The organism is Streptomyces sp. SDT5-1, assembly GCF_052245995.1.
Lineage (GTDB): Bacteria > Actinomycetota > Actinomycetes > Streptomycetales > Streptomycetaceae > Streptomyces.
Genome location: NZ_CM125963.1, coordinates 8,349,496 through 8,363,093, shown reverse-complemented (window position 1 = coordinate 8,363,093; position 13,598 = coordinate 8,349,496). Strand labels below are relative to the sequence as shown.

Genomic DNA, 13,598 nt, shown 5'->3' with positions numbered 1-13,598 from the left:
CCTCACCCGTGCGCGCCGTCGGGGGCGTTGTCCTTGAGCTGCGGCAGCACCTTCGTCCGGTAGAAGTCGAAGAACTCCCGCTGGTCCGGGCCGATCTGGTTGACGTAGACCCGGTCGAACCCGGCGTCCGCGAACGCGGAGAGCGCCGAGAGGTGTTCGTCCAGGTCGGGTCCGCACGGCATGGCTCCGTCGACCATCTGCTCGGTGACGAGGCTCTCGGCCTGCTCGAAGTGGCGGGGCGTGGGGAGCACCTGGCCGAGTTCGCCGGGCAGCAGCTGGTTGGCCCATAGACCGTGCACGCGGCGCACGGCCTCCTCGCGGTCGGGCCCGTAGCAGACCTTGAGGCCGCCCGCGACGGGCTTGGCGCCGCCTCCGCCCTTGCGGAACTGGGTGACCAGCTCCTCGTCGGGGCTCATGGTGATGTAGCCGTCGCCGACGCGGGCCGCGAGCGCGGTGGCCTGCGGGCCGAATCCGGAGATGTCGATGGGCACGGGGTTCTCGGGCAGCGTGTAGACGCGGGCGTTCTCCACCGTGTAGTGCTCGCCGCGGTGTGTGACCTCGCCGCCCTCGAGGAGTTTGCGGATGACGGCGATGGCCTCTTCGAGCATCTCCATGCGGACGTGGGCCGACGGCCAGGGTCCGCCGAGGATGTGTTCGTTGAGGGCCTCGCCTGTGCCGACGCCGAAGCGGAAGCGACCGCCGAGCTGGACGGCGCTGGTGGCGACGGCCTGCGCGAGGACCGCGGGGTGGATGCGGACGGTGGGGCAGGTGACCGCGGTCTCGACGGGCAGCGACACCGCCTCGGCGAGCGCCCCGATCACGTTCCACACGAACGGGCTCTGGCCCTGGGCGTCGTTCCACGGGTGGTAGTGGTCGGAGATCCACAGGCAGTCGAAGCCCGCCTGTTCCGCCATCCGCGCCTGCTCCACGAGCTCGTGCGGGCCGAATTCCTCCGACGCCAGAAAGTAGCCGTACTCGGCCATGCCGTCCTCCAGGGAAGTGGGGCCGTGCGAACCTTCCGGGTAACCCCGTGGCCCCGTCCGGAAACCCGTTTCAGACCGCCGCCACGAAGATCATCGCTATCAGTGCCGCACCCGTGACCAGCCATGCCACTTGATCGCCCGGCCGTCCGGAGTGCAGCCGCACCAAGGGGCGCAGGAGGCGTCGCGGGCCCCATCCAGGGCTGCGGACGGCGCTCCCGGCGAGGGCCAGCGCGCACCCCGTCGAGGCGACGCCCAGGAGCACGCCGGGCACGGTCCACGCGGTCTCGGGCACGGGCAGCAGGTGCGGCGGCGCGGGCCCGGTGCCGAGGACGGCGGACACGTACCCGGCGCGGTCGGCGAAGACCGTGGCCGCCTCCCCGAGCGCGTGGGCCGCGCCGGGCACCAGGCCCCAGGCGGCCGCGCCGGCGAGCAGCAGCGCGGGGACGACGTGCATGGGCGCGGGCACGCGGCGGGCCGGCTCGTCGGTCTCCGGCTCCTCGTCGCCTCCGCTGATCTCCTCCCCCGGCCCCGGCGGCGGGGCCTCTCCGACTCCCCAGAAGACCCGCAGGGCGACGCGGACCACGGCGCCTCCGGTGACCGCGGACACGGCGACGTAGACGACGAGGATCCACGGGCGGCTCTGGGCCGCCGCGTGTTCGGTGAGCGCCTTGCCGAGTCCCGGGCCGAACGGCGGGAGCCCGGCGAGCAGCAGGCCGCCGAAGGCGAACTGGGCGCCGACCCAGGGCAGTTCGCGGCCCCGCCCGTGCAGCTCGCGCTCGTCGACGGAGCCGAAGCGGTCGACGAGGACCCCGGCGAGGCCGAACAGCGCGGCCTTGGTGCCGGCGTGCGCGGCGACGTACACGGCCGTGCCCGCCGCGCTCTCCGGGGTGAGCACGGCGAGGCCGACGAGGAAGAGGCCGGAGTGCGCGACGGTGGAGAACGCGAGGAGCCGTTTGATGTGTCGCTGCTGCCAGCACATCACGGCGCCGACGAGCGCGGTCACCGTGCCCAGCGCCACCATCAGCGCCTCGTACGTGGCCGTGGGCACGCCTCCGGCGCCCGCGAACACGACGGTGTGCACGCGCACCACCCCGTACGCGCCGAGCTCGACCATCACGCCCGACAGCAGCATGCACACCGGGCTGGGGGCGACGGTGTGCGCGTCGGGGAGCCAGAAGTGGAAGGGCACGGCGGCCGTCTTCACGAGGAGCCCGGTGACGACGAGCGCCGCCGCGCAGGCCACGAGGGCGTCGGGCCCGCCGTGGTGGGTGTCGAGGCGCTGCCCGATCTGGGCGAAGCCGAGCTCGCCCGTGCGCGCGTACAGCAGACCGATGCCCATCAGCATGAGGTAGGCGCCGATGGAGTTGGCGATGCCGAAGGTGAGGGCGCCCTGCAGGGGCCGTGGGTCCTCGATGCGGTAGCCGGTGAGCGCGCAGGCGGCGACACCCATCAGCTCGAAGAAGACGAACGCGTTGAACAGGTCGCCGGTGAGCGCGAATCCGCACATGCCCGCCTCGAAGAGGAGGACGAGCGCGGGGAACACGCCGCCGTGCCGGCGTGGTGGTTCGCTGAAGTACCGCCAGGAGTAGGCCATGACGGCGAGCACGAGGACGGCGGCGAGGAGCGCAATGCCGATGCCGATGCGCTCCCCCACCAGCACGATGCCGACGCTCTCGCCGTGCCGCGGCCGCCAGCCGCCCACCCACGACACCGCGCGCCCCGTGCCTCCCGTGCGCGTCCACAGCAGCGCGAGAACGCCGACCTCCAGGGCGGCGACCGCGACGGCGAGGGTGTCGGCGGCCCGCCGCGGCAGCCGGGACCCGGCCGCCACCAGCAGCGCCGCGCCCATGAGGGGGACGGCGACGGCGAGCGGCAGCAGGGCATCGGTGGTCGGCACGGCCGGTCAGCCCCGGAGTTCGCCGAGCTCGTCGGGGTCGGTGGTGTGGTGCCGTTTGCCGATCTGGACGACGAGCGCGAGCAGCAGCGCGGTGACGGTGGCGCCGACGACGACGTCGGTGAGGGCGAGCGCCTGGACGACGGGGTCGACGACGGGCGCGCGGACGCTCGTGTCGGCGCGGACGGGGGCGGTGGCGCCCTCGCGGTAGCCGATGGCGAGCAGCAGCACGTACGTGGCGGACTGGGCGACCGACAGGCAGCCGACGGTGTGCACGAGGTCGCGGCTGGTCACCATGCCGTACAGGCCGACGAGCAGGATCCAGCCGGAGAACAGGAACGGCAGGACGGTCATGCCCGCTCACCTCCTTGTCGTCCTTCTGCTCCCTCTCGGGCTTTCTCTCCGCCTTCGCGTTCCAGCTCGACGTCCTGTTCGAGGAACTGGGCGAGGAGGACGACGATCGCGGAGGCGACCTCCATGCCGACGGCCACGTTCAGGACCGGCACGAGGCCCGCCGAGGCCATGTCGCGCAGGGAGCCGAGCGGCAGCACGTTCTCCAGGTAGGCGCCGGACGCCAGCAGTCCGGCGAGGCCGAGCGCGGCGAACGCGCCCGCGGCCACCGCGTCGGCGGCGTCGAGGAAGGCGAGGGGCCGTACGCGGCGCAGCGCCCGGTAGTCGGCGGCGACGTACGCGAGGTGCAGTCCGGTCGCCAGGATCACGCCGCCCTGGAAGCCGCCGCCGGGCGTGAGGTGGCCGTGCGCGACGACGTAGCCGCCGCACAGCAGCACGACGGGCAGCAGCAGCGCGCCGAAGAGCCGCGTGGACGGCAGGACGCGCTGGGGGCGTGCGGGCCTGGCGTGTTCGTCGCGGGCGCGGCGCAGCAGCACGGTCGCGCCGACGACCGAGGCGAACAGCAGGAACTCCTCGCCCAGTGTGTCGAAGCCGCGCTGGTCGAAGGTGACGGACGCGACGGCGTTCGCGGTCTGCTGCTTCAGGGACGCGAGCAGCGCCCGGTCGCCGTACGGGTGGTGGTCGGTGCCGAACGGGGGCAGGTGGGTGCACGCCGCGGCGAAGCAGCCGGCGAGGACGAGGGCCGCGCCGAGGAACAGGGCGATGCGGGCGCGCCGGCTCACGACTTGTCCTTGCGGCGGCGCGGCGGGCGGGTCTTGCGGGCCGTCAGGAGGATCAGGAGCGGGGTGACGGCGGTGCCGACGGCGAGCTGCGACAGCGCGACGTCGGGCGCCTGGAGGATGCCGAAGGTGAGGGCGAGGAACAGCCCGAGCATCGCGAGGACCGGCGCCTGGCGCACCGGGTCGCGGGTCAGCGCGGCGCCGGTCGCGGCGCACGCGACGAGGGTGAGGAGCACGACGAGGACGATGTCGTAGAGGGTCTGGCTCACGGCGTCTCCTTCCGCTGCCGCGCGCGGGCGCGGGCGAGCGCCATGGTGCTGACGCTGCCGCCGACGGCGACGACCACGGCGATGAACAGGAGCTTCACGGCGGCGCGGCCCGGGCCCGTGTCGACGGCGGCGGCCAGCGCCACCAGCGGCAGGCCGAGGGAGCCCGCCGGGGCGAGCGCGTGCAGCCGCGCGTACGGGCGCGGCAGCAGCCAGAAGGCCAGCACCGACAGGAGCAGCAAGGCGACGCCCGCCCAGAGCAGGACGAGCGCGCAGACGTGCCGGGCGTCCATGTCACTCGTCGCCCGTCGAGTCGTCGTGCGGCAGGCAGCGCGTGAACACCAGCACGCCGATCGGAGAGAGCAGCGCGAGCACCACCGCCATGTCGACGTACGAGGGCCGGGCGAAGGCCTGGGCGAGCGCGAGGAACACCGCGACGGCGAGCGGCGCGGCGAGGGCGACGGCGGCCGTGCGGTCCAGCGGAGAGCCGCGCAGCACGGCGGCCGCGCACGGCACGAGCCCGCCGGCCGCGAGCACCAGGCAGGCCCACGCCCAGGCCGTCATCGCAGCGCCCTTTCGAGCGCGGACGGTTCGTCGTCGAGGACGTGCAGCAGCGCCTCGCCCGTGTCGTCGTCGATGTCCACGACGTACGCCGACGGGGTCGACGAGAGAAGGGCGCAGGACCACGCGGGTCCCGCGCCCTCGGTGAGGCGCACCGTGCGGAACGAGCCCGCACGGCGCCGGGTCGCCGCGACGCACAGCCGCCCGCTGTCTCGCAGCAGGGTGCCCGGCCAGGCGGCCACCGCCCGCAGGGCTCTGGCGCCGGCGCCGAACCGCGCGCCGCTCGCCCGACGCGCGGCGTGGGCGCCGACCGCCGCGAGAATCGCGACGGCGGCGCCCACGAGAATTTCCAAGGGTTCGATCGTGCTGACGAGCACGAGCCAGAGCGCGAAGGCGAGAACCGCCCAGGCCACCATTTCGCGGATCATCGTTCCTCCTCGAAAGGCGCCGTCAAGAATTTCAAAGGTTTCGCGCCCTGGTTTATCGGTACCTGGTTCGGTTACTCACCACCGGTACCAACGCGACCTCGATCCGCTCGCCGTCGTACCGCGCATCACGAACCCGAGCAGCCACACGACCAGCACGGCGATGGCCACCCACCACAGCAGTTTCACGGCGAACCCCGCACCGAAAAGCAGCAGCGCGAGTAACAGGACCAGCAGAACAGGAATCACGGTGAATACCTCCTTGGGGCACCGAGTTCCCGCGAATCGATCCCGTACTCCACTCACCCTCTGCGAGTTGACGTGACCGAGAAGAATGCGAAGGAAGACGATCGCAAAACACGCCTCACCGTCCTGGTGGCGCTCGCGGCGAATCTGCTGATCGCCGTCGCCAAGGCGGTGGGCGGGCTGATCGCCGCGTCGCCCGCGCTGCTCTCCGAGGCGGCGCACTCGGTGGCGGACAGCCTGAACGAGGTGTTCCTGCTGGCGGCGCTGCGCCGCAGCCGCAGGCCCGCGGACCGCAGGCATCCGTTCGGCTACGGCAAGGAGCGGTTCTTCTGGTCGCTGCTCGCGGCCGTCGGCATCTTCGTGATGGGCGGCTGCTTCTCGTTCTTCCAGGCCTTCGAGGCGCTGACGTCGGGCGGGCAGGAGGAGTCGCGCAGCGGGTACGTGGCCGGGCTCGTGGTCCTCGGTGTCGCGCTGGTCGCGGAGGGCACGTCGCTGGCCCGCGCCGTGCACCAGGTGCGGGCACAGCCGGGCGACGGCATCGGCTCGGACCCAGCGCTGCGCACGGTCCTCGCGGAGGACGGCACGGCGGTGATCGGTGTACTGCTCGCGGCGGGCGGCATGGTGCTGCACATGGTGACGGGCCGCATCGAGTGGGAGGCGGCGGCGTCGCTGTGCATCGGGGTGCTCCTTGTGTACGTGGCGTACCGGCTCGGCAGGAGCGCCCGGGACCAGTTGATCGGTGAGGCGGTCGATCCGGAGCTGCACCGCGACATCCGCGAACTGCTCGCCGCGCAGCCCGAGATCGACAATGTGGCGACGCTGCACACGATGCGGCTCGGCCTCGACTCGACGCTCGTGGCGGCCCGTATCGACCTGGCACCGGGCATCGAGAGCGAGCGTCTGGAGCTGGTCCTGGAGCGGGTGAAGCGCGCGGTGCGGGAGCGCTGGCCGGAGGCGGACCAGGTGTTCCTGGACGTGGTGAACGCGCCGAAGCCGGTACGGGAGGGCTGAGCGCGGTCAGATGACGCGGAACAGGTCGGCCGCGGCGTGCACGTCGGTGAAGTCCTCGACGGACCGGAGGTTGTCGCACAGCGCGTCGAGCACGGAGTCCTCGCGCGCGGCACGGGGCGCGCCGACGGCGAGGCCGAAGACGCGGAAGCCGAGCCGCCGCTTGGCCTCGTTCCAGTCGCGCGTCCACTCCTCGGTGACGCCGCAGTCGTCGTCGGTGAGCAGCACGATGTCGCCGCGGGCGCGTGCCGTGTCGGCGTACTCGCGCTCCAGGACGTCGCGGGCGGCGCCGAGCGGGGCCTGGTAGCTGGTGCCGCCGCCCAGGAAGGTCTCCGCGAAGTCGAGGGTGTCGTCGAGGGAGGCGGGGCGGTCGGCGGGGAAGCGGATGACGCGCACCTTGTCGGCGGCGGAGAACAGGATGCCGACGAAGTCCCTGCCGCCCGCGCGGGCCTGGTCGAGCAGGGCGAGCGCGCACGCCTTGGCCCACGCCTCCCGGGTGACGCCGCCGGGGCCGGCCTCGTACATGGAGTGCGAGGTGTCGACGCAGGCGATGACGGCGCCGCGCCCGGCGGGTCGGTCGCCCCGGCTGTCGTAGAGCATCAGCTCACCGGCGGCGTAGCGGGCGGCGAACACGGCGCGCAGGGCGGGCACGCCCAGGCCCGCGAGTTCGGAGGGGACGACGCGGGACAGGTCGTCGCCGAGGGTGACGCCGACGAGTTCGCCGGTGGTGTTCTCGACCTTGCGGGCGCGTTCGCCGGATGCCATCTGCCGGAAGCTGCCGATGAGTTCGGCCCATTCGGCGAGGCGTCCGCCGCGCAGCCGCTCCGCGAGCCGGGCCCGTTGCTCGAACGGCAGCCTCTCCAGCTCGCCCGGGCCGACGCCCCAGGCCCGCATGAGCGAGGCCTCCTGTCGTACGGCGCGGGCTGCCTGGGCGGCGGCGGTGCGGGCGGCGGCGCGGACACCGGGCGCGGCTGCGGCGCCGACGGCCGCCTGCTCGTTCGGTCCCGCTCCCCGGGGCCGGGGCCGCTCGGCCTCCTGGTCGAGGAGGGCCCGCAGCGCGGGTCCCTGCGCGAGGAGGGCCATGGCGGCGGTGTAGGGGTCGCCGACGGTGTCGCGGCGCGCGTCGGTGAAGTCCGGTGACTCCAGGAGCGCGGTGACGAACGCGTGGGCGAGGTGTCCCGAGGGCGCGATGTCGGCGAGGTCGCGGACGGTCACGCGGGCCTGGTACGCGGACAGGAACACGTCCGCCATCAGATCCTGCGCACACGGGTGGCGGGCGGCGAGGTCGGCCGCCAACTCCCGCAGCCCCGCCGCCTGTTCGTACGTGTCGCGCCACGTGAGCCGGTCGAAGTGGTCCGCGACCACGGCCCCGTTCAGGGCCGGTCCCCCACCGCGTGCGCGTCGACGCCGAGCGCCTCGGTGAGGACGCGGGCGCGGACGGCGCGCTGACGGCCCATGACGCGGTCGACGGTGGCGGTGGAGCGGCCGGCGCCCGCCGCCTCCGCCCGCAGCTTCTCCAGGCGCTGGGCCGCCGTGGCGAGCTGGTGGTGGGCCTTCTTGATGACCCAGTCGCTCAGCGCCTCGCGGGACTGCCCGGCCATGGCGTCGAGCTGGGCCTCGATCTCCTCGATGGTGTCGGCGAGGTCGAGCGCCTCCTTGGCGTCGGGGTTCACGAGGTGCAGCACCTCGCGCTCGACGGTGGGCCGCTGGGCGGGCGAGTCCCACAGCACGTGGGTGAGCACCGACAGGTCCGTCTCGGCGACCGCGCCTCGGCCGTCGAGGTACGCGGAGGCCTGGAGCAGGCCGACCGCCTGCCGCCAGCGCCGGTCGGACGCGACGATCTCCTTGCGGCGCAGGGCGGCGCGCAGGGTGCCCATCGCGTCGACGATGACGTCGGGGACGTCGACGGCGGGGACGGTCTCGGCCACGGCCCTTTGCAGCGCGGCCAGTTCGATCGTGGTGCGTGGCGGGGGTTCGGTGCGGGCCGTGACGGCGGAGCGGACGAGGGCGGCGAAGTTCGCGGGGTCCTCCAGGTAGCCGACCTCGATGCGGACGAGGAGCCGGTCGTAGATCGCCGCGGACTCCTCGCCCTCGGGCAGTTCGTTGCTGGCGGTGATGGCGCCGATCAGCGGGCAGTGGATCGGCGCTCCGCCGTTCTCGGGGTGGTAGATCCGCTCGTTGAGGTAGCCGAGCGTCTCGTTGAGCGCGGCGGTGGAGCACTTGAAGATCTCGTCGATGAACGCGATATGCGCGGTGGTGGCCCGCCCGTCGTAGACCTGCCGGTACTCGCCGCGGGCGAGCGCCGCGACGTCGATGGGCCCGAACATCCGGGTCGGTGCGGTGAATTTGGAGAGCAGGATCTCCCAGTACGTGGCGCCGTCGATCCGGCCGGTCAGCTCGCGGGCCAGTTCGGACTTGGCGGTGCCGGGCGGGCCGAGCACGAGGGAGTGCCGGCCCGCGAGCAGCGCGGTCACCAGGGTGCGGACGACGTCGGCCCGTTCGTAGAAGCGGTCCGCGAGTTCGTCGCAGACGGCGCGCAACCGCCGTGCCGTGTCGTCGTCCCGCTCCCCCAGCGCGTCCCGCGCGTCCACTGCCGCTCCCCCCTGTCCGCAAGGCCCCACCGATGTCTCGTGGGACCCAAAATACGTCAGTGGCCGCGCTTGCCGGTGCCCGGCATGAACTCCTGGACCTTCGCCTTGAAGCCCTGCTTCACCACCTCGGTGCTCTGCGGGTCGCCCTTGAGGATGGCCTGCGCGGTGGACTCCATCTGGTCCCACGTGGCGTGCGGCGGGATGGGCGGCACGGACGGGTCGGTGAGGAAGTCGACGACGGCGGGCCCGTCGGCGGTGAGCGCCGCGCTCCAGGCGTCGGACACCTCGTCGGGCTTCTCGACGCGGATGCCGGTGAGGCCCAACTGCCGTGCGAACGCGGCGTAGTCGACGTCGGGCAGCTCCTGCGAGGGCACGAACGACGGCGAGCCGCCCATGGCGCGCAGCTCCCAGGTGACCTGGTTCAGGTCCCGGTTGTTGAACACGCCGATGACCAGGCGCTGGTCGCTCCACCGCTCGCGGTACTTGGCGGCGGTGATGAGTTCGGCCATGCCGTTCATCTGCATCGCGCCGTCGCCGACGAGCGCCACGACGGGCCGGTCCGGGTGCGCGTACTTGGCGCCGATCGCGTACGGGACACCGCAGCCCATGGTGGCGAGCGTGCCGGACAGGGAGCCGCGCATGGTGCCGCGCATGGTGATGTGCCGGGCGTACCAGTTGGCGGCGGAGCCGGAGTCCGAGGTGAGGATGACGTCCTCGGGCAGCAGCGGGTCGAGGGCGCGGGCCACGTGCTCGGGGTTGATCGGGTCCGCGCTCAGTTCGGCGCGGCGGCCCATCACGTCGTGCCAGCGCCGGACGCTCGCACAGGTCTCGTCGAACCAGTCGCGGGCCTCGTTGCGGCGCAGCAGCGGCAGCAGCCTGCGCAGGGTGGCGCGGGCGTCGCCGACGAGGTTCACCTCGTAGGGGTAGCGCATGCCGATCATGTGCGGGTCGATGTCGATCTGGACGCCGCGCGCCTTGCCGTAGTCGGGCAGGAACTGGGAGTACGGGAAGCTGGAACCGATGGTGAGCAGGGTGTCGCAGTCCCGCATCAGCTCGTACGAGGGCCGGGTGCCGAGCAGGCCCGACGAGCCGGTGACGTACGGGAGTTCGTCGGAGAGCACGTCCTTGCCGAGGAGCGCCTTGGCGACGCCGGCGCCGAGGAGCTCGGCGACCTCGCGCACCTCCTCCTTCGCTCCGGCGGCGCCCTGTCCGACGAGGATGGCCACCTTGTCGCCCGCGTTGAGGACCTCGGCGGCCCGCTCCACGGCCTCCTGCGCGGGCTCCGCGGTCCAGGAGCTGCGGTCGAGGCTGGAGGGCACCATCTTGAAGGCGTGCGGCGGCGGGGTGTAGTCGAGTTCCTGCACGTCGCCCGGGATGATCACGGCGGTGGGGGCGCGGCGGGCCGCGGCGGTGCGGAAGGCGCGGTCCAGCACATTGGGCAGCTGCTCGGGGACGGTGACGGTCTCCACGAAGTCGGAGGCCACGTCCTTGTAGAGCGTGTGCAGGTCGACCTCCTGCTGATACGAGCCGCCCATGGCGCTGCGCGCCGTCTGGCCGACGATCGCGACGACCGGCACGTGGTCGAGCTTGGCGTCGTACAGGCCGTTCAGGAGGTGGATCGCACCGGGTCCCGATGTGGACACGCAGACGCCGACGCGGCCGCTGAACTTGGCGTAGCCGACGGCTTCGAAGGCGGCCATCTCCTCGTGCCGCGCCTGGACGAACTCGGGCCGGTTCTCGGCCCGCCCCCAGGCGGCGAGCAGGCCGTTGATGCCGTCGCCCGGATAGCCGAAGACCTGCTCCACGCCCCAGGCGCGCAGCCGGTCGAGGATGTGATCGGCGACCTTGGTGCTCATTGCCGGGACCTTTCGGATCGAGGAATACGAACGCTGCCGAAGGCCGGGTGACCAGTCAGGGGGCCGGGAAACCCGGTTGGCGCGCCCGTCCCTGGGTACCCGGCGCGGCAACGCGTGCCACGGGGGCGCGGAGAAGGAGGAGTGATGAGCCTGGTGCAGGCAGGAGTGCTGGTCCTGGATTGCGCGGAGCCGGAGGAGCTCGCCGAGTTCTACCGGACGGTACTGGACGGCGAGATCCACAACTCGCCCGGCAGCAACCGCATCGACGTCGTCGGCGCCCAGGGCACGCGGATGGCGTTCCGCCGCGACCTGAACGCGGCCCCGCCCAGCTGGCCGCGCCCCGACGACTCGCAGCAGGCGCATCTGGACTTCCTGGTGAACCACGAGGACCTCGACGAGCTGGAGCGCCGGCTCATCGGCCTGGGCGCCCGCCCGCTGGAGACCCGCGGCGCCCGCGGCCCGAACGAGACCCGCCTGTACTCCGACCCCGCCGGGCACCCCTTCGCGACGCACTGCGCGCGCCGGCCTGCGCCGAAGACCGGCTGAGCGACGCACCGCGAGAGGCTCCTCGCCCGGCGTCCACACATCCGTCTACTGCCGAACTCGACCGAATCCTTTCGGAATTCGGTCGGAGAGGGATCCGATCATGAACACAAAGGAGCGCGCTCCGTATCCCGCCGAGACCAAGCGCGAGGTCAAGGGCAGGATCCGCACCTGCCGCCCCGCACAGGGCGACGGACGTGGGCCCTCCGGTACCGACAACGACCGCGACACGGACTGGAATCTGGTGCGCGGAGAGGACTGAGCACCCCCTTCCCTCTTGTTGATTCCGGCATATGCTGTCGGTGCCGACGAGGGGAGGCGCTTGGCGATGCCCACCGCTGCACGGCCGAGGATCCTCGTCGTCGACGACCGCGACGACACTCTCTTCGCGATGGAGAGCGCGCTGGCCCCGCTCGGCTATCCGGTCGACCGGGCCGCGACGGGCGACGACGCGCTCAAGGCCGTGCTGCGCGGCGGCATCGGCCTCGTCCTGCTCGATGTGCTGATGCCCGACGTCAGCGGCTTCGAGGTCGCCCACTACATGGCGCGGCTCGAGCAGACCCAGGACATCCCGATCATGATGATCACCGGCGCGGGCCAGGACACCGCGCTCGCCGCCAAGGCCTTCGAACTGGGCGTGGCGGACTACGTCGTGAAGCCGGTCGAGCCCTGGGTGATGCGGACGAAGGTCCGCTATCTGTACGAGACGAGCCTACGCATGCACGCGCTGCGCGAGCGCCTTCGTGCGTACGAGAACGGTAACGGGGACAACTCCGCGCCACCGGCGCACGCCGCCCCGCCCCAGCCGCTGCCGCGCCCCGCCTGACCTGCCACTCCCCTCCCCCGTGGCCATGGTCACACCGTCCGAGGGCCCTTCGACCCGACTTTCAGTTGTAGAGTACAACTGCACCAAGAGTTGTATAAGCCAACTGACTGCCGACGATTCCGTGGAGGTCCTGCTCATGAGCGGCACGCGCGAACCTGCGCTGCGCCACGTCCTGACGCATCTGCTCACCCCGCTTCTGATGTGCGTGGGCATGGGCCTCGCCTATCTCGGCGCCTTCGCCTCGCCCGAGCCGCACCACATGCCCATCGCCGTCGTGGGCTCCGGCCCCGAGGCGAAGGTGTTCGCGCAGACGGTGAAGGACAAGGCGGGTGACGCGCTCGACGTGCGCACCCTCGACGCCCGCTCCGCCGCGGTCGACCAGCTCGAGACGCGCGACATCGACGGCGCCTACGTCCTGGGCGACAAGCCCGAGCTGATCGTGGCGTCGGCGGGCTCCGACACCACCGTCTCCGCCGTCGAGAAGATCTTCACGCCGGTCGCCGCGCAGCAGGGCGCGCCCCTGAAGGTGACCGACGTGGCGCCGACGGTCGACGACGACCCGACGGGCCAGGGACTGTTCTTCCTGCTCGTGGCGGTGAGCATCGGCTCGTACGCCTCGGTCGCGGTGATCGGCGGGGCGGGCGCCGCGCTGCGGATGCGCACCCGCGCGCTGCTCATCGTCGGCGCGTCCGGCGTGGTCAGCCTGATCGGCGCGGCCTTCGCCGGACCGGTCTTCCATCTGGCGCACAGCCACCTGTGGGGCATCTGGGGCATGACGTGGCTGTACTCGGCAGGCGTGCTGCTGATCGGGGTCGGACTGCACACGTTCCTGAAGAAGTGGACGACGCTCGGCGTGATGGTCCTGTTCGTGATGCTGAACTTCACCAGCTCCGGCGGGATCTTCAGGCCCGAGCTCCAGAACGGCTTCTTCGCGGGCCTGCACAGCTTCTGGAACGGCGCCGGGTACGTCGAGGGCGCGCGCAGCCTGCTCTACTTCGGGCAGCACGACCTGGGCCGCAACATCTGGACGCTGGTGGCCTGGCTGCTCGTCGGCGCCGCCATGATCACGGTCGCGGGGCTCGCCGAGCGCCGCAGGAAGGTGCCGACCGCCGCGGCGCCCGCCCCCGCGCACAAGCACAAGCGCGAACAGGTCCGCGACCAGGACATGGAGGAGGAGCTGGAAGAGGCCGTGGGCGTCTGACGCGCACGCACCCGCACCCGGGCCGAGGGCCCCGCTGATCCAGCGGGGCCCTCGGCCGTACATGCCGC

Annotated in this window: 16 protein-coding genes and 1 pseudogene; 5 read left to right on the top strand and 12 right to left on the bottom strand. The window is 72.5% G+C overall.

All coding sequences use genetic code 11. The features are described 5' to 3' along the window. Positions 1 to 2 precede the first annotated feature (2 nt). The 9 genes from ACTWJ8_RS38585 to ACTWJ8_RS38545 form a co-directional block, all read right to left on the bottom strand. Positions 3 to 983, bottom strand: coding sequence for an LLM class F420-dependent oxidoreductase (locus ACTWJ8_RS38585; RefSeq protein ID WP_356384740.1), 981 nt, complete (start codon positions 981 to 983; stop codon positions 3 to 5). 70 nt (positions 984 to 1,053) lie between these two features. Beyond that, complete coding sequence (locus tag ACTWJ8_RS38580; RefSeq protein WP_356385354.1) at positions 1,054 to 2,832, bottom strand: complex I subunit 5 family protein; 1,779 nt, start codon at positions 2,830 to 2,832, stop codon at positions 1,054 to 1,056. A 54-nt stretch (positions 2,833 to 2,886) separates the two neighbouring features. After that, positions 2,887 to 3,231, bottom strand: a complete 345-nt coding sequence (locus ACTWJ8_RS38575; RefSeq protein ID WP_356384737.1) for a sodium:proton antiporter — start codon at positions 3,229 to 3,231, stop codon at positions 2,887 to 2,889. Then, complete coding sequence (locus ACTWJ8_RS38570) at positions 3,228 to 4,010, bottom strand: MnhB domain-containing protein (RefSeq protein ID WP_443262090.1); 783 nt, start codon at positions 4,008 to 4,010, stop codon at positions 3,228 to 3,230. The genes ACTWJ8_RS38575 and ACTWJ8_RS38570 overlap by 4 nt, the downstream gene beginning before the upstream one ends. Further along, positions 4,007 to 4,276 carry a DUF4040 domain-containing protein gene (locus tag ACTWJ8_RS38565; RefSeq protein WP_356384731.1) on the bottom strand — a complete coding sequence of 90 codons (270 nt, stop codon included), beginning with the start codon at positions 4,274 to 4,276 and terminating at the stop codon, positions 4,007 to 4,009. The genes ACTWJ8_RS38570 and ACTWJ8_RS38565 overlap by 4 nt, the downstream gene beginning before the upstream one ends. Beyond that, complete coding sequence (locus ACTWJ8_RS38560; RefSeq protein ID WP_443262089.1) at positions 4,273 to 4,566, bottom strand: monovalent cation/H(+) antiporter subunit G; 294 nt, start codon at positions 4,564 to 4,566, stop codon at positions 4,273 to 4,275. The genes ACTWJ8_RS38565 and ACTWJ8_RS38560 overlap by 4 nt, the downstream gene beginning before the upstream one ends. A 1-nt stretch (position 4,567) precedes the next feature. Beyond that, positions 4,568 to 4,837 (bottom strand): monovalent cation/H+ antiporter complex subunit F, encoded by a 270-nt coding sequence (locus ACTWJ8_RS38555; RefSeq protein WP_443262088.1) that lies wholly within the window; start codon positions 4,835 to 4,837, stop codon positions 4,568 to 4,570. Continuing rightward, positions 4,834 to 5,262 (bottom strand): hypothetical protein, encoded by a 429-nt coding sequence (locus ACTWJ8_RS38550; RefSeq protein WP_443262087.1) that lies wholly within the window; start codon positions 5,260 to 5,262, stop codon positions 4,834 to 4,836. Before ACTWJ8_RS38550 ends, ACTWJ8_RS38555 begins: the two co-directional genes overlap by 4 nt. A gap of 75 nt (positions 5,263 to 5,337) precedes the next feature. Continuing rightward, positions 5,338 to 5,508, bottom strand: a complete 171-nt coding sequence (locus ACTWJ8_RS38545; protein WP_356384721.1) for a hydrophobic protein — start codon at positions 5,506 to 5,508, stop codon at positions 5,338 to 5,340. A gap of 72 nt (positions 5,509 to 5,580) precedes the next feature. On the opposite strand from ACTWJ8_RS38545, the gene ACTWJ8_RS38540 reads away from it, so the two are divergent. Further along, positions 5,581 to 6,516, top strand: coding sequence for a cation diffusion facilitator family transporter (locus ACTWJ8_RS38540; protein WP_443262086.1), 936 nt, complete (start codon positions 5,581 to 5,583; stop codon positions 6,514 to 6,516). Between the two features lie 6 nt (positions 6,517 to 6,522). Here the strand turns inward: ACTWJ8_RS38540 and ACTWJ8_RS38535 are convergent. The 3 genes and pseudogenes from ACTWJ8_RS38535 to ACTWJ8_RS38525 all read right to left on the bottom strand — a co-directional run. Continuing rightward, positions 6,523 to 7,881 (bottom strand): annotated as a pseudogene (locus ACTWJ8_RS38535) (VWA domain-containing protein); the annotation flags it as partial. 5 nt (positions 7,882 to 7,886) lie between these two features. Continuing rightward, complete coding sequence (locus ACTWJ8_RS38530) at positions 7,887 to 9,104, bottom strand: AAA family ATPase (protein WP_443262085.1); 1,218 nt, start codon at positions 9,102 to 9,104, stop codon at positions 7,887 to 7,889. A 56-nt stretch (positions 9,105 to 9,160) separates the two neighbouring features. Next, positions 9,161 to 10,960, bottom strand: a complete 1,800-nt coding sequence (locus tag ACTWJ8_RS38525) for a thiamine pyrophosphate-requiring protein (RefSeq protein ID WP_443262084.1) — start codon at positions 10,958 to 10,960, stop codon at positions 9,161 to 9,163. A 144-nt stretch (positions 10,961 to 11,104) separates the two neighbouring features. Here ACTWJ8_RS38525 and ACTWJ8_RS38520 point away from each other — a divergent pair, with 144 nt between their 5' ends. The 4 genes from ACTWJ8_RS38520 (at position 11,105) to ACTWJ8_RS38505 (ending at position 13,530) form a co-directional block, all read left to right on the top strand. Further along, a complete protein-coding gene (locus ACTWJ8_RS38520) occupies positions 11,105 to 11,506 on the top strand; it encodes a VOC family protein (RefSeq protein WP_356384709.1) in 402 nt (133 codons plus the stop codon). A gap of 100 nt (positions 11,507 to 11,606) precedes the next feature. Then, a complete protein-coding gene (locus ACTWJ8_RS38515) occupies positions 11,607 to 11,765 on the top strand; it encodes a hypothetical protein (protein ID WP_443262083.1) in 159 nt (52 codons plus the stop codon). A gap of 66 nt (positions 11,766 to 11,831) precedes the next feature. Next, complete coding sequence (locus tag ACTWJ8_RS38510) at positions 11,832 to 12,329, top strand: response regulator (protein ID WP_443262082.1); 498 nt, start codon at positions 11,832 to 11,834, stop codon at positions 12,327 to 12,329. 136 nt (positions 12,330 to 12,465) lie between these two features. Continuing rightward, a complete protein-coding gene (locus ACTWJ8_RS38505) occupies positions 12,466 to 13,530 on the top strand; it encodes a hypothetical protein (protein ID WP_443262081.1) in 1,065 nt (354 codons plus the stop codon). Positions 13,531 to 13,598: the final 68 nt, after the last annotated feature.

Bases quoted from the DNA above. Each gene is read 5' to 3' on its own strand.
- ACTWJ8_RS38550 (WP_443262087.1), bottom strand. From the start codon at position 5,262: ATGATCCGCGAAATGGTGGCCTGGGCGGTTCTCGCCTTCGCGCTCTGG.
- ACTWJ8_RS38515 (WP_443262083.1), top strand. From the start codon at position 11,607: ATGAACACAAAGGAGCGCGCTCCGTATCCCGCCGAGACCAAGCGCGAG.
- ACTWJ8_RS38580 (WP_356385354.1), bottom strand. From the start codon at position 2,832: ATGGGCGCGGCGCTGCTGGTGGCGGCCGGGTCCCGGCTGCCGCGGCGG.
- ACTWJ8_RS38505 (WP_443262081.1), top strand. From the start codon at position 12,466: ATGAGCGGCACGCGCGAACCTGCGCTGCGCCACGTCCTGACGCATCTG.
- ACTWJ8_RS38555 (WP_443262088.1), bottom strand. From the start codon at position 4,837: ATGACGGCCTGGGCGTGGGCCTGCCTGGTGCTCGCGGCCGGCGGGCTC.
- ACTWJ8_RS38585 (WP_356384740.1), bottom strand. From the start codon at position 983: ATGGCCGAGTACGGCTACTTTCTGGCGTCGGAGGAATTCGGCCCGCAC.
- ACTWJ8_RS38510 (WP_443262082.1), top strand. From the start codon at position 11,832: ATGCCCACCGCTGCACGGCCGAGGATCCTCGTCGTCGACGACCGCGAC.
- ACTWJ8_RS38560 (WP_443262089.1), bottom strand. From the start codon at position 4,566: ATGGACGCCCGGCACGTCTGCGCGCTCGTCCTGCTCTGGGCGGGCGTC.
- ACTWJ8_RS38525 (WP_443262084.1), bottom strand. From the start codon at position 10,960: ATGAGCACCAAGGTCGCCGATCACATCCTCGACCGGCTGCGCGCCTGG.
- ACTWJ8_RS38575 (WP_356384737.1), bottom strand. From the start codon at position 3,231: ATGACCGTCCTGCCGTTCCTGTTCTCCGGCTGGATCCTGCTCGTCGGC.
- ACTWJ8_RS38520 (WP_356384709.1), top strand. From the start codon at position 11,105: ATGAGCCTGGTGCAGGCAGGAGTGCTGGTCCTGGATTGCGCGGAGCCG.